The sequence below is a fragment of the Streptomyces sp. RKAG293 genome (genome assembly GCF_023701745.1).
GTDB lineage: Bacteria > Actinomycetota > Actinomycetes > Streptomycetales > Streptomycetaceae > Actinacidiphila.
Genome location: NZ_JAJOZB010000001.1, coordinates 3775131 through 3793539, shown reverse-complemented (window position 1 = coordinate 3793539; position 18409 = coordinate 3775131). Strand labels below are relative to the sequence as shown.

Annotated in this window: 10 protein-coding genes and 3 rRNA genes; 8 read left to right on the top strand and 5 right to left on the bottom strand. The window is 67.2% G+C overall.

What is annotated here, in order from left to right; genetic code table 11:
- Positions 1-36 precede the first annotated feature (36 nt).
- From LNW72_RS16660 to rrf, 4 genes are all read left to right on the top strand, one after another.
- Complete coding sequence (locus LNW72_RS16660) at positions 37-1044, top strand: stage II sporulation protein M (protein ID WP_250976141.1); 1008 nt, start codon at positions 37-39, stop codon at positions 1042-1044.
- Positions 1045-1708: 664 nt separating this feature from the next.
- Positions 1709-3230 (top strand): 16S ribosomal RNA (locus LNW72_RS16655).
- 291 nt (positions 3231-3521) lie between these two features.
- Positions 3522-6645: ribosomal RNA gene (locus tag LNW72_RS16650) — 23S ribosomal RNA — on the top strand.
- 78 nt (positions 6646-6723) lie between these two features.
- Positions 6724-6839, top strand: a 5S ribosomal RNA gene (gene rrf, locus LNW72_RS16645).
- The 16S, 23S and 5S rRNA genes sit together here, the layout of an rRNA operon.
- A gap of 265 nt (positions 6840-7104) precedes the next feature.
- Here rrf and LNW72_RS16640 read toward each other — a convergent pair.
- Genes LNW72_RS16640 through LNW72_RS16620 form a run of 5 tightly spaced genes read right to left on the bottom strand, consistent with a single transcriptional unit; the run spans position 7105 to position 12564 of the window.
- Positions 7105-8415, bottom strand: a complete 1311-nt coding sequence (locus tag LNW72_RS16640; RefSeq protein WP_250976140.1) for a DUF58 domain-containing protein — start codon at positions 8413-8415, stop codon at positions 7105-7107.
- Between the two features lie 17 nt (positions 8416-8432).
- The gene (locus LNW72_RS16635; RefSeq protein WP_250976139.1) at positions 8433-9398 is read right to left on the bottom strand and encodes a MoxR family ATPase; all 966 of its coding nucleotides are present in this window, start codon (positions 9396-9398) and stop codon (positions 8433-8435) included.
- Positions 9395-10657 (bottom strand): DUF4350 domain-containing protein, encoded by a 1263-nt coding sequence (locus tag LNW72_RS16630; protein ID WP_250976138.1) that lies wholly within the window; start codon positions 10655-10657, stop codon positions 9395-9397. The genes LNW72_RS16635 and LNW72_RS16630 overlap by 4 nt, the downstream gene beginning before the upstream one ends.
- Positions 10654-11295, bottom strand: a complete 642-nt coding sequence (locus LNW72_RS16625) for a DUF4129 domain-containing protein (RefSeq protein WP_250976137.1) — start codon at positions 11293-11295, stop codon at positions 10654-10656. Before LNW72_RS16625 ends, LNW72_RS16630 begins: the two co-directional genes overlap by 4 nt.
- Before the next feature lie 6 nt (positions 11296-11301).
- Positions 11302-12564 (bottom strand): glycerophosphoryl diester phosphodiesterase membrane domain-containing protein, encoded by a 1263-nt coding sequence (locus LNW72_RS16620; protein ID WP_250976136.1) that lies wholly within the window; start codon positions 12562-12564, stop codon positions 11302-11304.
- A gap of 87 nt (positions 12565-12651) precedes the next feature.
- On the opposite strand from LNW72_RS16620, the gene mtnA reads away from it, so the two are divergent.
- From mtnA to LNW72_RS16600, 4 genes are all read left to right on the top strand, one after another.
- Entirely contained in the window at positions 12652-13719 is a 1068-nt protein-coding gene (gene mtnA / locus LNW72_RS16615; protein ID WP_250976135.1) for an S-methyl-5-thioribose-1-phosphate isomerase, read from the top strand.
- Between the two features lie 243 nt (positions 13720-13962).
- Positions 13963-14640 (top strand): two-component system response regulator MtrA, encoded by a 678-nt coding sequence (gene mtrA, locus LNW72_RS16610; RefSeq protein WP_138358886.1) that lies wholly within the window; start codon positions 13963-13965, stop codon positions 14638-14640.
- A gap of 1 nt (position 14641) precedes the next feature.
- The gene (mtrB, locus tag LNW72_RS16605; RefSeq protein ID WP_250976134.1) at positions 14642-16546 is read left to right on the top strand and encodes an MtrAB system histidine kinase MtrB; all 1905 of its coding nucleotides are present in this window, start codon (positions 14642-14644) and stop codon (positions 16544-16546) included.
- On the top strand, positions 16546-18396 hold the full coding sequence (locus LNW72_RS16600; protein ID WP_250976133.1) for an LpqB family beta-propeller domain-containing protein: 1851 nt from the start codon (positions 16546-16548) through the stop codon (positions 18394-18396). The genes mtrB and LNW72_RS16600 overlap by 1 nt, the downstream gene beginning before the upstream one ends.
- The last annotated feature ends 13 nt before the right edge of the window (positions 18397-18409 follow it).

Genomic DNA, 18409 nt, shown 5'->3' with positions numbered 1-18409 from the left:
GGCCCCCTTCCGCCAGGAGCACAGGAGCAGCAGTCCATGGACCTCGACGTCTTCGCCGCCGCCCACCGGCACGAGTGGGACCGGCTCGAAGAGCTGCTGGGACGCCGTCGCCGGCTCACCGGTGACGAGGCCGACGAACTCGTCGGCCTCTACCAGCGCACGGCGACCCATCTGTCCCTCGTCCAGTCCAGCGCCCCGGACCCGGCGCTGATCGGCCGGCTGACCACCCTGGTGGCCCGTGCGCGCAGCGCGGTCGCGGGCGCCCGTACGGCGAGCTGGCGCGATGTCGCCCGCTTCTTCACCAGCGCCTTCCCGGCAGCCGTCTACCGTTCACGGCACTGGTGGGTGCCGACGGCGTTGCTGTCGACAGCGGTCGCGGCGGCCGTCGGCTGGTGGATCGCCTCCCATCCGGAGGTGCAGTCGGCCATCGGCGCCCCGGAAGCCCTGCGCTCGATGACCCGGCCCGGCGGTCAGTACGAGACGTACTACTCCAGCCATCCCGCGGCGTCCTTCGCCGCCCAGGTCTGGACGAACAACGCCCAGGCCGCGGCGATGTGCCTGGTCTTCGGGGTGTTCCTCGGGCTGCCGGTCCTCTGGGTGCTGTGGCAGAACGTGCTCAACCTCGGCATCGGCATCGGCCTCATGGGTTCGGCGGGCCGCCTCGACACCTTCCTGGGCCTGATCCTCCCGCACGGCCTCCTGGAGCTCACCGCCGTGTTCATCGCCGCCGGCACCGGACTGCGGCTGGGGTGGACGGTGATCGACCCGGGTCCGCGCTCCCGCAGAACGGCGCTGGCCGAAGAGGGACGTGCTGCCATCGGCATGGCCATCGGTCTGGCCGTCGTCCTCTTCGTCTCCGGCGCCATCGAAGGCTTCGTCACCCCGTCCGGCCTTCCGACCTGGGCCCGCATCACCATCGGCATCGTCGCTGAACTGCTGTTCCTGGCCTACATCTACGGCGTCGGCCGGCGCGCGGCCCTCGGCGGCGAGACCGGCGACCTGGAGGCCGCGGACCGCAGCGCCACCCTCCCGACGGCCGCCTGAGCACCCCGGTCACCCGGATGTGCACTCGGCGTCCCTGACCTGTTAGTCTCCTCTTCGCCCCAGAAACCCGTTGACACGGGTGAACAGGGTAGGTAGATTCGAACGGTTGTCACGAACTAGACATGTTCGAGGCGGCTCGATAGAGTCTCCTTGCTTCTTCGTTCCTCGCGACGAAGACATCGCAAATCCAATCCGAGTGAATTCTCCGACTGGATCCGCATGTCCTCGAAACGGGAGCGGAAAATCCGGCGGAAAGCTTCTGCTAAAGTCGGGTGCAGCGGGAAAGCCGAAAGGCAGAAACGCTAAAGCAAGACAGCAACACGGCAATACAATGCAGGATCTGTAGTACTCCCGCTGACTGGGAATCGGACGCGAAAGCGTCTGATAGAGTCGGAAACACGAAGGGAAGCCCGGAGGGCGCCGGTGAAACGGCACCAAAGGAAGCGACCGTTCCTTGAGAACTCAACAGCGTGCCAAAAGTCAACGCCAGACTTAAAACACCCCGGGCGGAACCCATTCGGGTTTCGTTTGGTGGTTCCTTTGAAAAAGTCCTTCCGCCCTCCGGTCCTTCGGGACGGGAACTGGTGGGAGGCAATTACACAGCGAGGACGCTGTGCACCACGGGCCTTATTCCGGCCGGTGGTGCCGCTCTTGCGTGGAGACATTCACGGAGAGTTTGATCCTGGCTCAGGACGAACGCTGGCGGCGTGCTTAACACATGCAAGTCGAACGATGAAGCCTTCGGGTGGATTAGTGGCGAACGGGTGAGTAACACGTGGGCAATCTGCCCTTCACTCTGGGACAAGCCCTGGAAACGGGGTCTAATACCGGATAACACTCTCCTCCTCCTGGGGGTGGGTTAAAAGCTCCGGCGGTGAAGGATGAGCCCGCGGCCTATCAGCTTGTTGGTGGGGTAATGGCCTACCAAGGCGACGACGGGTAGCCGGCCTGAGAGGGCGACCGGCCACACTGGGACTGAGACACGGCCCAGACTCCTACGGGAGGCAGCAGTGGGGAATATTGCACAATGGGCGAAAGCCTGATGCAGCGACGCCGCGTGAGGGATGACGGCCTTCGGGTTGTAAACCTCTTTCAGCAGGGAAGAAGCGCAAGTGACGGTACCTGCAGAAGAAGCACCGGCTAACTACGTGCCAGCAGCCGCGGTAATACGTAGGGTGCGAGCGTTGTCCGGAATTATTGGGCGTAAAGAGCTCGTAGGCGGTCTGTCACGTCGGATGTGAAAGCCCGGGGCTTAACCCCGGGTCTGCATTCGATACGGGCAGACTAGAGTGTGGTAGGGGAGATCGGAATTCCTGGTGTAGCGGTGAAATGCGCAGATATCAGGAGGAACACCGGTGGCGAAGGCGGATCTCTGGGCCATTACTGACGCTGAGGAGCGAAAGCGTGGGGAGCGAACAGGATTAGATACCCTGGTAGTCCACGCCGTAAACGTTGGGAACTAGGTGTTGGCGACATTCCACGTCGTCGGTGCCGCAGCTAACGCATTAAGTTCCCCGCCTGGGGAGTACGGCCGCAAGGCTAAAACTCAAAGGAATTGACGGGGGCCCGCACAAGCAGCGGAGCATGTGGCTTAATTCGACGCAACGCGAAGAACCTTACCAAGGCTTGACATACACCGGAAAGCCGTAGAGATACGGCCCCCTTGTGGTCGGTGTACAGGTGGTGCATGGCTGTCGTCAGCTCGTGTCGTGAGATGTTGGGTTAAGTCCCGCAACGAGCGCAACCCCTGTTCTGTGTTGCCAGCATGCCCTTCGGGGTGATGGGGACTCACAGGAGACCGCCGGGGTCAACTCGGAGGAAGGTGGGGACGACGTCAAGTCATCATGCCCCTTATGTCTTGGGCTGCACACGTGCTACAATGGTCGGTACAATGAGCTGCGATACCGCAAGGTGGAGCGAATCTCAAAAAGCCGGCCTCAGTTCGGATTGGGGTCTGCAACTCGACCCCATGAAGTCGGAGTTGCTAGTAATCGCAGATCAGCATTGCTGCGGTGAATACGTTCCCGGGCCTTGTACACACCGCCCGTCACGTCACGAAAGTCGGTAACACCCGAAGCCGATGGCCCAACCCGCAAGGGAGGGAGTCGTCGAAGGTGGGACTGGCGATTGGGACGAAGTCGTAACAAGGTAGCCGTACCGGAAGGTGCGGCTGGATCACCTCCTTTCTAAGGAGCATTCTGGCTGCGAAAGTAGTCCAGGGCCATTACGCCGACATCTGTTCGGCGGTGGTTGCTCATGGGTGGAACGTTGACTATTCGGCACGGTCTGGTTGCTCAGGTAAGTACTGCTTCGGCGTGGAAAGCATGAGTGATGGGACTGTACCGGGCACGCTGTTGGGTCCTGAGGGAACGAAAGTTCCTTCTCGACGCCGGCCTCACCGATCTTCGCTTCAGGGCGTGGGGGTGTGGGGGAGGGTTCGTTGCTTGAGAACTACATAGTGGACGCGAGCATCTGTAAGGCAAGTTTTTAAGGGCGCACGGTGGATGCCTTGGCACCAGGAACCGATGAAGGACGCGAGAGGCCGCGATAGGCCCCGGGGAGCTGTCAACTGAGCTGTGATCCGGGGGTGTCCGAATGGGGAAACCCGGCAGTCGTCATGGGCTGTCACCCATACCTGAACACATAGGGTATGTGGAGGGAACGCGGGGAAGTGAAACATCTCAGTACCCGCAGGAAGAGAAAACAACCGTGATTCCGGGAGTAGTGGCGAGCGAAACCGGATGAGGCCAAACCGTATGCGTGTGATACCCGGCAGGGGTTGCGTATGCGGGGTTGTGGGATCGTACTTCAGCAGTCTGCCGACTGTTGGGCGAGTCAGAAACCGTATGGATAGGCGAAGGACATGCGAAAGGTCCGGCGTAGAGGGTAAGACCCCCGTAGCTGAAATCTGTACGGCTTGCTTGTACGACACCCAAGTAGCACGGGGCCCGAGAAATCCCGTGTGAATCTGGCGGGACCACCCGCTAAGCCTAAATATTCCCTGGTGACCGATAGCGGATAGTACCGTGAGGGAATGGTGAAAAGTACCGCGGGAGCGGAGTGAAATAGTACCTGAAACCGTGTGCCTACAAGCCGTGGGAGCGTCGGATACCAGCTTGCTGGTATCTCGTGACTGCGTGCCTTTTGAAGAATGAGCCTGCGAGTTTGCGGTGTGTGGCGAGGTTAACCCGTGTGGGGTAGCCGTAGCGAAAGCGAGTCCGAATAGGGCGAATGAGTCGCGCGCCCAAGACCCGAAGCGGAGTGATCTAGCCATGGGCAGGTTGAAGCGGAGGTAAGACTTCGTGGAGGACCGAACCCACCAGGGTTGAAAACCTGGGGGATGACCTGTGGTTAGGGGTGAAAGGCCAATCAAACTCCGTGATAGCTGGTTCTCCCCGAAATGCATTTAGGTGCAGCGTCGCGTGTTTCTTGCCGGAGGTAGAGCACTGGATAGGCGATGGGCCCTACCGGGTTACTGACCTTAGCCAAACTCCGAATGCCGGTAAGTGAGAGCGCGGCAGTGAGACTGTGGGGGATAAGCTCCATGGTCGAGAGGGAAACAGCCCAGAGCATCGACTAAGGCCCCTAAGCGTACGCTAAGTGGGAAAGGATGTGGAGTCGCAGAGACAACCAGGAGGTTGGCTTAGAAGCAGCCATCCTTGAAAGAGTGCGTAATAGCTCACTGGTCAAGTGATTCCGCGCCGACAATGTAGCGGGGCTCAAGCGTACCGCCGAAGTCGTGTCATTCCCGTGCGAAGCCCTAACGGGTGCGGGGATGGGTAGGGGAGCGTCGTGTGCCGGGTGAAGCGGCGGCGGAAGCCAGTCGTGGACGGTACACGAGTGAGAATGCAGGCATGAGTAGCGATACACACGTGGGAAACGTGTGCGCCGATTGACTAAGGGTTCCTGGGTCAAGCTGATCTGCCCAGGGTAAGTCGGGACCTAAGGCGAGGCCGACAGGCGTAGTCGATGGACAACCGGTTGATATTCCGGTACCCGCTTTGAAACGCCCAGTATCGAACCAGAGGATGCTAAGCCCGTGAAGCCGCCCTGATCTCTTCGGAGTTGAGGGGAGTGGTGGAGCCGGCGACCCGATTCTGTAGTAGGTAAGCGATGGGGTGACGCAGGAAGGTAGTCCAGCCCGGGCGGTGGTAGTCCCGGGGTAAGGGTGTAGGACGTGTGATAGGCAAATCCGTCACACATTGAGTCTGAGACCTGATGCCGAGCCGATTGTGGTGAAGTGGATGATCCTATGCTGTCGAGAAAAGCCTCTAGCGAGTTTCATGGCGGCCCGTACCCTAAACCGACTCAGGTGGTCAGGTAGAGAATACCGAGGCGTTCGGGTGAACTATGGTTAAGGAACTCGGCAAAATGCCCCCGTAACTTCGGGAGAAGGGGGGCCACAACTGGTGAGGGAACTTGCTTCCTGAGCTGGGGGTGGCCGCAGAGACCAGCGAGAAGCGACTGTTTACTAAAAACACAGGTCCGTGCGAAGCCGTAAGGCGATGTATACGGACTGACGCCTGCCCGGTGCTGGAACGTTAAGGGGACCGGTTAGTCACATTTCGGTGTGGCGAAGCTGAGAACTTAAGCGCCAGTAAACGGCGGTGGTAACTATAACCATCCTAAGGTAGCGAAATTCCTTGTCGGGTAAGTTCCGACCTGCACGAATGGCGTAACGACTTCTCGACTGTCTCAACCATAGGCCCGGTGAAATTGCACTACGAGTAAAGATGCTCGTTTCGCGCAGCAGGACGGAAAGACCCCGGGACCTTTACTATAGCTTGATATTGGTGTTCGGTTCGGCTTGTGTAGGATAGGTGGGAGACTGTGAAGTCATGGCGCCAGCCATGGTGGAGTCGTCGTTGAAATACCACTCTGGTCGTGCTGGATGTCTAACCTCGGTCCGTGATCCGGATCAGGGACAGTGTCTGGTGGGTAGTTTAACTGGGGCGGTTGCCTCCTAAAGAGTAACGGAGGCGCCCAAAGGTTCCCTCAGCCTGGTTGGCAATCAGGTGTTGAGTGTAAGTGCACAAGGGAGCTTGACTGTGAGACTGACGGGTCGAGCAGGGACGAAAGTCGGGACTAGTGATCCGGCGGTGGCTTGTGGAAGCGCCGTCGCTCAACGGATAAAAGGTACCCCGGGGATAACAGGCTGATCTTCCCCAAGAGTCCATATCGACGGGATGGTTTGGCACCTCGATGTCGGCTCGTCGCATCCTGGGGCTGGAGTCGGTCCCAAGGGTTGGGCTGTTCGCCCATTAAAGCGGTACGCGAGCTGGGTTTAGAACGTCGTGAGACAGTTCGGTCCCTATCCGCTGCGCGCGCAGGAATATTGAGAAGGGCTGTCCCTAGTACGAGAGGACCGGGACGGACGAACCTCTGGTGTGCCAGTTGTCCTGCCAAGGGCACGGCTGGTTGGCTACGTTCGGAAAGGATAACCGCTGAAAGCATCTAAGCGGGAAGCCTGCTTCGAGATGAGTATTCCCACCCCCTTTGAGGGGTTAAGGCTCCCAGTAGACGACTGGGTTGATAGGCCAGATGTGGAAGCCCGGTAACGGGTGGAGCTGACTGGTACTAATAGGCCGAGGGCTTGTCTAACTATTTTTGCTTCGCGTCCACTGTGTAGTTCTGAAGTAACGAACCGTGATAACACCCGGTTGGTTAACTTCATAGTGTTTCGGTGGTCATAGCGTTAGGGAAACGCCCGGTTACATTCCGAACCCGGAAGCTAAGCCTTTCAGCGCCGATGGTACTGCAGGGGGACCCTGTGGGAGAGTAGGACGCCGCCGAACAATTTTTGAGAAGAAGCCCCCAGGCTATTGCCTGGGGGCTTCTTTGCGTTGTCGGTGCCGGTCCAGCGGTGCTGCCGGCAGGCGTATCGATCTCGTGCCGTTTGCAGCGGTTCAAAGTACGGGCCACCGGCGTGGGCGCTGAACCCGTCGACGTCGGCGTAGGCCTCGTTCAGGTGGAAGAGATCCGGGTTCTCCGCGTCTGCGAGGACCTCGAACCGCTGGGATCCGGGCTCGTACTCCCCGGTGAACCCAAGCGGTCACATCGCTAGAGGCGGCCGGCGGCCTTCAGGGACAGGTACGCGTCCGCCAGGGCGGGGGCGATGTCCGTGGGTGGGGCGTCGACGACGGTGATGCCGTGGCGGGAGAGGCGCTGGCTGGTGCGGCGGCGTTCGGCGCGCGCCTGTTCCGCGGCCGCTGCCGCGTAGACGGCGTCCAGCGTGCCGCGGCCCCGGACCATTTCCTCGATGCGGGGGTCCGCCACGGACGCGATGAGGACCTCGTGCCGATGGGTGAGCTGGGGGAGAACGGGGAGCAGGCCCTCTTCCATGGGGGCCGCGTCGAGGCCCGTGAGCAGGACCACGAGGGAACGGCGTGGGGCGCGCTGCATGATCGCGGCGGCCAGGCCCCTGGCGTCGGACTCGACCAGTTCGGGTTCGATCGGCGCCATCGCGTTGACGAGGGCCGGAAGCATGTCGGTGGTGCTGCTGCCCTGGACGGAGGCGCGGATGCGGCGGTCGTAGGCGAGGAGGTCCACACGGTCGCCGGCCCGTCCGGCGAGGACGGCGAGCAGCAGCGCGGCATCCATGGCGGCGTCGAGGCGGGGAGCGTCGCCGACCCGGCCCGCCGAAGTGCGGCTGGTGTCGAGCACGATGAGGATGTGCCGGTCGCGTTCCGGTCGCCAGGTGCGTACGGCGACGGTCGTGCGGCGGGCGCTCGCGCGCCAGTCGATGGAGCGGGTGTCGTCGCCGGGGATGTATTCGCGCAGCGAGTCGAACTCGGTGCCCTGACCGCGGATCAGAAGTGAGGTGCGGCCGTCGAGTTCGCGGAGCCGTGCCAGCCGGGACGGCAGGTGCTTGCGGCTGGTGAAGGGCGGCAGGACGCGGACGGTCCACGGGATGCTGTGCGAGCCCTGGCGGGCGGCGAGGCCGAGTGGACCGTGCGAGCGCACGATGACGCGTTCGGCCTGGCGGTCGCCGCGGCGGGTCGGGTGCAGCACCGTCGTGACGCGGCGGCGTTCGCCCGGCGGTACCACCAACCGGTGCCGGGACGCGGCCACTTCGGTGCCCGGGTGCCAGCTGCTGGGCGGCCAGGAGTCGCGCAGCAGGGCGCGCAGCGGCCGGCGGCCGGGGTTGGTGACGGTCAGCGTGACGTTCGCGGTCTCACCGAGTCGAACGGATGTGTCACCGATTCGAGTGAAATGGAGCTTTCGCACTGGCGCGGCGAGCGCGAGATCGCACAGAATTCCGAGCAGAAGGACGCCTTCGACAGCGAGGATGCCGCTCCAGCCGGGGAGCAGCACGCCGACGGCGAGGGCGCCGAGTGCGGCGAGAAGGGCGGTGCGTCCGGTGAGTGCCATGGGCTGTTCCTGCCGGCCTAGCGGGGCACGGGGACGTGGGCGAGGATCGCGGTGATGACCGAGTCGGCCGTCACCCCCTCCATCTCGGCCTCGGGCCGGAGTTGCACCCGGTGGCGGAGGGTGGGCAGGGCGAGGGCCTTGACGTCGTCGGGAGTGACGTAGTCCCGGCCGGTGAGCCAGGCCCAGGCGCGGGAGGTCGCCAGCAGGGCGGTCGCACCGCGCGGTGACACTCCGAGGCTGAAGGAGGGGGATTCTCGGGTGGCTCTGCAGAGGTCGACGATGTAGCCGGTGATCTCGGGGGAGACGGACGTCTTGGCGACGGCGGAGCGGGCGGCTTCGAGGTCGTCGGGGCCCGCCACCGGCCGCAGGCCGGCGCCCGCGAGGTCCCGGGGGTTGAAGCCTTCCGCGTGCCGGGTGAGGACGTCTATCTCGGTGGCTCGGGAGGGGAGCGGAAGGATCAGCTTCAGCAGGAATCGGTCGAGTTGGGCTTCGGGGAGGGGATAGGTGCCCTCGTACTCGACCGGGTTCTGGGTGGCCGCGACCAGGAACGGGTCGGGGAGGGGGCGCGGAGTGCCGTCGACCGATACCTGGCGTTCCTCCATCGCTTCGAGGAGGGAGGCCTGGGTCTTGGGCGGGGTGCGGTTGATCTCGTCGGCGATCAGGAGGTTGGTGAACACCGGGCCCGGCTGGAAGGAGAACTCGGCGGTGCGGGCGTCGTAGACGAGGGAGCCGGTGACGTCGCCGGGCATGAGGTCGGGCGTGAACTGGACGCGCTTGGTCTCCAGTTGGAGCGAAGCTGCCAGGGCGCGGACCAGGAGGGTCTTGGCGACTCCGGGGACGCCTTCCAGGAGGACATGGCCACGGCACAGCAGCGCCACCACCAGGCCGGTGACTGCTGCGTCCTGGCCGACGACGGCCTTGGCGATTTCGGTGCGCAGGGCCTCGAGTGAGGTGCGGGCACTGTCGGCTGTCGGGGCGCTCACGGAGTTGCGTACCTCTCTGTGGAAGTGATGCGGCGCTCAAGGGCGTCGAGGTCGTCGGCCAGACGCAGCAGGGCCGCGTCGTCGGATGGGGGCGGGCCGTAGAGGAGCGTGCCCGGGTCGGGATCCGGGCCGCCGGCGCCGGGGCCGCCGAGGAGGGCGGCGACGGCGGCGATGAGGGCCTCGGGGGCGGGTGCCGGGGAGATGCCGACGATCGGTGCGAGCCGGTCGCGGGTTGCCTGGCGCAGTGCTTCGGCGGCCCTGGCGCGGGCGTTGGCCCGGCGGTAGAGGCGGGCGCGGCCTTCGGTGGCTTCGGAGGCGTGCACGGCTACGGGGAGCCGTTCGGCGATGACGGGGCCGAGTCGGCGGGCTCTCCAGAGGGCGGTGACGACGGCGGCGATCAGCAGTTGGAGGAGGCCCCAGCTCCAGCCGTCGGGGATGAGGTCGAAGAAGCTCTTGCGCTCGCCGTCGAGCGCGGAGGTGTCGCTGAGGGAGGGGAGGTACCAGACCAGTTCGGGGTGGGCGCCGAGGAGTTGGAGGGCGAGGGAGGCGTTGCCCTGCTCGTCGAGGCGGTCGTTGGTGAGGAGTCCGGCGGAGCCGAGGACGACGGTGTCGCCGGTGCCGGTGCCAGGCAGTCGGATCAGGGTGGGGTTGCCGCCGCTGGGGTAGCAGCTGTTGGCGCCGGGGACGGAGGTCGTGTACTCGGCGCCGCCGAGCTCGACGTCGCCGGCGCGGGTGGCACTGGGCAGCGAGCACTGGGGGGCGAGGGTCCGGGTGCCGGTGGGCGCGAGTGCCTGGACGCCGGGAGCGAGCGCTTCGGCCGCGGAGGGGCCGGGGGAGACGAGAACCGTACGGCCGCCGGAGTGTTCGGCGGCGCTGTGGAGGAGGGACTGCTGATGTGGGGTGAGCAGGTCGGGGACGGCCACGAGCAGGGTGGTGTCCGTGCCGAGCGCGGCGATGGCTTCGTCGGTGGTGGTCACGACGGTGGTGGTGACGCCCTGGGCCGCGAGGAGTTGGGCGACGGCTCTGCTGCCCGCGGGGTCGGCGGACCGGGGGTCCAGTGCTCCGTGGCTTTCGCCGGAGCGCAGCGCGGCATAGCCGATGCCGAAGATGAGGACGGCGAGCGCGGCTGCCAGCAGGGCGCGCGAGCGGGTCCACAGCTGGCGGGCCGTGGGAGAGACCGAGGTGCCAGCGGTGTTGCCGGCCGGATCGGCGGCGGAGGTGGCCGGCGGGGCGGGTGCCGGGGAGAGGGGAGTGGTCATGGGCGGGCGTCCCCGGCGTCGGCGAACTGGGGTTTGGCGCGCTGCAGCCGGCTGTCGAGGTCGCGCAGGAGCGCGTACGTCTGCTCGGTGCCGGTGCGGCCGCCGTAGGTGAGGTCGTCGAAGAGCCGGGCGGCGTCGCCCAGTTCGGTGGCCTGGTCGGGCAGGGCGCGTCCGGCGTCCGCGGCGGCTTCGTCGGCGGTACGGCCGGGACGCGGGTCCAGGACGGTCCGTTCCTCCAGGGCGCGGACGAGGGCGCGCATCCGTTCCTGGGACGCCTCGGTCCATCTGCGGGCGGCGGCGTGCTGTTCGGCGGCTGTTCGGTGTTCTGCGGCGGTGCGGGTGCGGTCGCCGAACAGGCCGGGTCCGCTGGTGGAGTGCTGGCGTACTTTGCCGAGCCGCCAGCGCAGGGCGACCAGCAGCAGGACGACGGTGAGGACGATGGCCAGCAGCCCCACCCCGCCGCCCGGGGTGGCGCCGGAGGCCACGGTCAGCAGGTCGCCGACCTTCTCCCAGAACCAGTCCAGGGCGCGCTGGAACAGGCTCGGGTCGTGCTGGTGGTAGATCCCCTTGGACAGCTCGTGCTCGGCCGCTTCGCGGGCGGCGTCGCGCGGGGTGGTGACCGGTGCGTCCCCCGACACCTGGGGTCAGCTCTCGGAAGTGGTGCGGTCCGGGGTCCGGGTGTCGCCGTAGCCGGGGAGGCCTGCGGCGCGGGCCAGTTCGATGTCGAGGGCCTCGCGGCGGATGCGCTGGTCCATGTAGAGCAGGGCGGTGACGCCCGCGCTGATGGGGAGGGTGATGGCAGTGCCGATGACGCCGCCGATGGCGGTGACGATGAGGAAGGTCCAGCCGAGGTTCGCGTCCTGGGACATGAAGGAGGTCATGCCGTCTCCGCTGACGGCCCCGGCGATCAGGGTGAACGGAGTCTGGATGATCCCGGAGACGATGGTGACCAGGACCCAGGCGAGCAACTGGACGCCGAGGATCCGCCACCAGGCGCCGCGGACCAGTTTCATGGAGCGCTTCATGGACGTGATGACGCCCTGCTTCTCCAGCATGAGGGTGGGAGAGGCGAGGCTCCAGCGGACCCACAGCCAGATCGCGACGACGGAGGCGGCGAGGCCGCCGATCACGGCGAGGGCGATACCGCCGCCGGTGCCGCCCAGGGCGATGATCACGATGCCCGGCACGGTGCCCGCCGCGATGATCAGCAGGGCGATCAGGGGGAGCAGCAGGGTCAGTCCGAGCAGGCGCAGCAGCTGGGGACGGGAGTCCCGCCAGGCTTCGCCGGTGGTGACCGGTCGTCCGAGTACGGCGCGGCTGATGACCATGGTGAGCATCGCGGTCGCGAAGATCATGGCGAGCAGGCTGATCAGGGCCGCGATGCCGGAACCGGCGAGCGCGCCGCCGGCCGAGCGCAGGATCTCGCCGGATGTCGCGTTCGGGTCCTTCTGTACCTGGTTGAAGTCCGAGTTCTCGTTCAGGAACAGGCCCTGGAGGACGACGAGTACGGCCTGGGTGACCAGGGCGACGGCCAGGGAGATGCCCAGCACGACCCGCCAGTGGGCGCGCATGGTGGAGACCGCGCCGTCGAGGATCTCACCGACGCCCAGCGGGCGGAGCGGGATCACACCGGGCTTGGCCGCCGGGGGCCTGCCCCAGGCCGCCGACTGCCAGCCGCCCGGGGCACCGCCCCAGCCGGGGCCGGGCTGCGGGGGCGGCGGAGGCGGGCTGCCCCAGCCGCCGCCGGCCGGCGCGGACCACTGGTTGGGCGGGGGCTGCTGCTTGGACCAGTTCGGAGCCGCGTCCTGCGGAGCCGGGGGTGGGGGTGGTGCCTGGGGAGTGTCGCCGCGCTCCGGCTCGTTGGAGTCGGAGGATCCGGGCGATGCCCAGCCCGGAGTGTCGTTCATCGCTGCTGCCCCTTCGCCTGCGTTCAGTGTGCTGGCCATCGTGCCATGGGCTGCCATCGGTGGGGCCCGGCAGGGCAGACTGGGCGGATGGGTGATCAGTTCTCGATACCGGCGGCCGTTGCCATTCCCGCGCTCCGATGGGAGGAGCCGCCGGAAGGACCGGTGCTGGTGCTCCTCGACCAGACCCGGCTGCCGGCCGAGGAGGTGGAGCTGGTCTGCACCGATGTGCAGGCGCTGGTGCGGGCGATCCGCGATCTCGCGGTGCGGGGCGCACCGCTTCTGGGGATCGCCGGGGCCTATGGAGTGGCCCTCGCCGCGGCGCGCGGCTATGACGTGGACGAGGCGGCGGACCTGCTCGCGGCTGCCCGGCCGACCGCCGTCAACCTGGCGTACGGGGTGCGCCGGGCTGTGGACGTGTACCGGGCGGCGCTGCCCGACGGCCTGGAGGCGGCGGCGACCGCGGTGCTCGCCGAGGCCCGTGCGGTGCATGCCGAGGACGCGGCGGCGAGTGCGTCCATGGCCCGCCGCGGTGCCGAGGTGCTGGCGGAGCTGGCGCCGGGCGGTGGCTATCGGATCCTGACGCACTGCAACACCGGGGCTCTGGTCTCCGGCGGCGAGGGCACGGCGCTCGCCGTCGTGCTGGCGGTGCACCGGGCCGGTGAGCTGCGCCGGCTGTGGGTCGACGAGACCCGTCCGCTGCTCCAGGGCGCCCGGCTGACCGCGTACGAGGCGGCTCGCGCCGGTATGCCGTACACCGTGCTCACCGACAACGCGGCCGGTTCGCTCTTCGCCGCGGGCGAGGTGGACGCGGTGCTGATCGGCGCGGACCGCATCGCCGCCGACGGCTCGACGGCGAACAAGATCGGCAGCTATCCGCTGGCCGTGCTCGCCCGCTATCACAACGTGCCGTTCATCGTGGTGGCACCGTGCACGACCGTGGACCTGGCGACTCCGGACGGGGCCGCGATCGAGGTGGAGCAGCGTCCGGGCCATGAGGTGACGGATCTGGGGTCCCCGCTGGGCGCTCAGGCGTACAACCCCGCGTTCGATGTCACGCCGCCGGAGTTGATCACGGCCATCGTCACAGAGCGGGGCGTGGTTTCTCCCGTCACGGCGGACGCACTCAGGGTGATGTGCGCTCCCCGGGCGGAGTGACGGCCGGGTCGGTGGGCCGCTTGCGCTGCGTAACCTGTCCCCTGGCTCTGGCGCACGGTTGCACGGTCAGTGGCGAGATCATGCACTGGCGTCTGTGCGCAGTACCGGAGTGACGTATACGCCATTTTTCAACGGGGCGTGATACCGCAGGCCGACCGCTGACCTGCGCAGACACGCCCGTGGATGGGGTGACTATTAACACGCTGGTCGATCAAACGGTTACGACAATGGGATGATGATGCAATGAAGGGTCGAGTCCTGGTCGTCGATGACGACACCGCACTGTCCGAGATGCTCGGCATCGTGCTGCGTGGTGAAGGTTTTGAGCCGTCGTTCGTAGCAGACGGTGACAAGGCCCTTGCCGCTTTCCGGGAGACCAAGCCTGATCTGGTTCTCCTCGACCTCATGCTCCCGGGTCGGGACGGCATCGATGTATGCCGGCTGATCCGCGCGGAGTCCGGGGTACCTATCGTCATGCTCACCGCGAAGAGCGACACCGTCGACATCGTGGTGGGCCTGGAGTCCGGCGCCGACGACTACGTCGTCAAGCCGTTCAAGCCGAAGGAGCTGGTCGCACGCGTCCGGGCCCGGTTGCGGCGGGCGGAGGAGCCGACGCCCGAGCAGCTCGCGATCGGTGACCTCGTCATCGACGTGGCCGGGCACTCCGTCAAGCGGGAGGGCCAGCCGATCGCGCTGACCCCGCTGGAGTTCGACCTGCTGGTCGCGCTCGCCCGCAAGCCCTGGCAGGTGTTCACCCGCGAGGTGCTGCTGGAGCAGGTGTGGGGATACCGGCACGCGGCCGACACCCGGCTGGTCAACGTGCACGTCCAGCGGCTGCGCTCCAAGGTCGAGCAGGACCCCGAGCGTCCCGAGATCGTGGTGACCGTCCGCGGCGTCGGCTACAAGGCCGGTCCGGGCTGACATGTCGGCGTCGTACGAGCGTGAGCGCTTGGAGAGCCGGCATGCGGACCCGCTGAGCGGTCTGCTGCCGGTGCTGCGCTCGTGCGTGCGCTGGGCACGCCGTCCGCTGCTGCCCGCTGTCCGGCTGTGGCGGCGCAACATCCAGCTGCGGGTGGTGGCGGTGACGCTGCTGATGTCGCTGGGCGTCGTGCTGCTGCTGGGCGTGGTCGTCATCGGACAGGTGAAGAACGGCCTGCTCGACGCGAAGGAACAGGCGTCGCGCGGCCAGGCGAGCGGTGGGTTCTCCGTGGCGCAGGCGCAGGCCGACAAGGAGAAGGAGCGGGACGCCGTTCCGGTCGCGGGTGGTGGGACCACCCGCGGAATGATCGACTCCGGCACTTGGCTGAACAATCTGGTCGGCCAGCTCGCCAGTGGTGGCAAGGGCGTCTACTCGGTTGTCGCGCTCAGCCCCGGGACCGGCGACGGAGCCGATGCCCGCGGCCCGCGCACCTCGGGCCTGGTGCTGCCCGACGACAGCATTCCGCAGGATCTGCGCGACAGCGTGGAGACCCGTTCCGGGTCGCAGGAGACCTACGCGACGATCAAGCGGGAGAACGATCCGCGGCCGGAGAACGCGCTGGTCATCGGCAAGCGGATGAGCGATGTGAACGGCAAGCCGTACCAGCTCTACTACCTCTTCCCGTTCGATCAGGAGGAGACGACCCTCGGCCTGGTCAAGCGCACCCTGGCGACCGCGGGGATCTTCGTCGTGGTGCTGCTCGGGGCCATCGCCTGGCTGGTCACCCGCCAGGTCGTGACCCCCGTCCGGATGGCCGCCGGGATCTCCGAGCGGCTCGCCGCCGGCCGGCTCCAGGAGCGGATGAAGGTCTCGGGCGAGGACGACATCGCACGGCTCGGCGAGTCCTTCAACAAGATGGCGCAGACCCTGCAGATCAAGATCCAGCAGCTGGAGGAGTTGTCCCGGCTGCAGCGCCGCTTCGTCTCGGACGTCTCGCACGAGCTGCGCACACCGCTCACCACCGTCCGGATGGCCGCGGATGTCATCCATGACGCCCGCGAGGACTTCGATCCGGTGACCGCGCGCTCCGCGGAACTGCTCGGCAGCCAGCTCGACCGGTTCGAGGGGCTGCTGTCCGACCTGCTGGAGATCAGCCGGTTCGACGCGGGCGCCGCGGACCTGTCCGCCGAACCGATCGACCTGCGGGACGTGGTGCGGCGTGTGGTGGACGCCGCCGAGCCGCTGTCCGAACGCAAGGGCAGCCGGGTGATCGTCAGGGGCGACGAGCAGCCGGTGATAGCGGAGGCCGACCCGCGCCGGGTCGAGCGCGTCCTGCGCAACCTCGTGGTCAACGCCGTGGAGCACGGTGAGGGCCGCGATGTGGTGATCCGGCTGGCGACGGCCGACGGGGCGGTCGCGGTCGCGGTGCGGGACTACGGCGTGGGCCTCAAACCCGGTGAGGCGACCCGGGTGTTCAACCGATTCTGGCGCGCCGATCCGGCGCGGGCCCGTACCACCGGCGGAACGGGCCTCGGCCTGTCGATCGCGGTGGAGGACGCCCGGCTGCACGGCGGGTGGCTGCAGGCATGGGGCGAGCCCGGCGGCGGCTCGCAGTTCCGCATGACGCTGCCGCGTACCGCGGGCGAGAGCCTGCGCGGCTCACCGATCGCGCTGGAGCCCGAGGACTCCCGGCGCAATCGCGGCCTGAACGCTTCCGGTGCGCCGCCGCGGCCGGACGCCCCGCCGATGCCCCGCACCTCCCCGCTGTCGCCCGCGCTGCCGCCCATGCCGTCGGCACCGGCGCGGCCGCCGTCCGCGAACCCCGCGGCGCTGCCCGGGAACGGGTCGCGGGTGGTGGGGCACGAGTCGGGTGCCCCAGGAGACTCTGCACGGGAGGACGAACGCTGATGCGGGCGATGGGGGAGCGGCGGACCCGCTGGGGCGGCCGGCAGGCCCGGGTGTGGGTGCCGGTGGTCTGCGCGGTGCTGCTCGCGGGATGCGCGTCGATGCCGGGCAGCGGCGAGGTGCACAGGGTCGCCGGGGAGCAGAGCGCCGACTCGGACCAGCAGGTGCAGGTGCTCGGGATCAAGCCGCAGCCCGGCGAGTACCCCGACCAGATCGTGCGCGGCTTCCTGGAGGCGACCACCAGTGACGAGGCCGAGTACGCGACGGCCAAGGAGTACCTGACGACGTCGATGGCCCAGCGCTGGGACCCGTTCGCGAAGATCACGGTCCTGTCGGGCGGCCCGTCGCCGGTCGAGGAGCAGGCCGGGACGGCGCGCAAGGAGGGTTTCCACACGTTCGGGCTGAGCGGTACGCAGGTCGCGGCGGTGGACGAGAAGCACGCCTACACCTCGGGTGACGGAACGACGTTCCACACCTCCTTCCAGCTGGTGAAGGAGAAGAACGAGTGGCGGATCGACTCGGTCGACAACGGGCTGGTGCTCACCGACTCCGACTTCCAGCGGATCTACCACTCCGTCAACATGTACTACTTCGCCAACCTCGGGAACCCCGGTGCGGGCTCGCCGACGCTGGTGGCCGACCCGGTGTATCTGCGGCGGCGGATAAATTCGCTGGAGTCGGCGGTCTCGGCGATGCTCGGCGGCCCGACCGACTGGCTCGGTCCCGTGGTGCGCTCCGCGGCGCCCAAGGGCGTGGCGCTCTACAACAAGGACACGGACCACGGCGTCTCCCTCGACGACTCGCAGCATCTGCGGGTGCGGCTGAACGCGATGGCGGACCGGATGGACGCGGCGCAGTGCCAGCGGCTGGCCGCGCAGCTGCTGCCCACGGCGCAGAGCCAGTCGGCGACGAAGATCACCTCGGTGGAGGTGCAGCGCGCGAACGGCGATTCGGCGTGCACCCTTTCGGACGAACGGGCCAAGCCGTATCTGCCGGAGACGCTGAGCGGGGTGTCGCCCCGGCAGTTCTTCATCGACGACCACCAGCAGCTCGTCGCGCTGCCCGACGACAACAGTTCGTCGGCGGATACCGTGCCGGGCGTGCTCGGCGGGTCCACCGCGAAACTGGTGTCGGCCGCGGTGAAGCGGGACGAGCAGTACGCGGCCGGGGTCAGGACCGGCGGGCGCGAGCTGATCGTCGCGAACATCTCCAAGAGCTCCGTCGACCCCGGCCGGGTGGTGCTGACCAGCGCCGCGCACGCCGTGAACGACGGTCTGAGCGCACCCAGCTGGGACGGGTACGGCAACCTGTGGGTGGCCGACCGCGACGGACCGCGGTCCCGGCTGATGATGCTGCGCGACGGCACGGGCGATCCCTACGAGGTGCCGGTGCCGGATCTCGGCGACGGGCGGATCCAGTCGCTGCGCGTGGCGCCGGACGGGACGCGGATCGCGATGCTGGTGAAGAAGGACGGCCGGACGGCGCTGAAGCTCGGCCGGATCGAGCGCGGGGGGACGGCGCAGACGCCCGTGATCACGGTGACGGCGCTGAAGGGCGTGACTCCGCAGCTGGAGGACGTCACCGCCGCGTCCTGGGCGGGCGGCAGCCGGCTGCTGGTGGTCGGTACCGAATCGGGTGGCCTGCAGCAGATCCAGTACATGAACACGGACGGCTCACTGCCGTCCACGCCCGCCCTGCCGGGCATCAGTGACGCGGCCTCGGTGGCGGCGTCGGAGGACCAGACGAAGCCGCTGCTGGCGGCGTACAAGGGCGGTATCTACCGGCTGTTGACGCTGGACGCGAGCTGGAAGCAGATCGCGGCGAAGGGCATCGGGCCGGTCTACCCGGGCTGACGTCCGGCGCGCC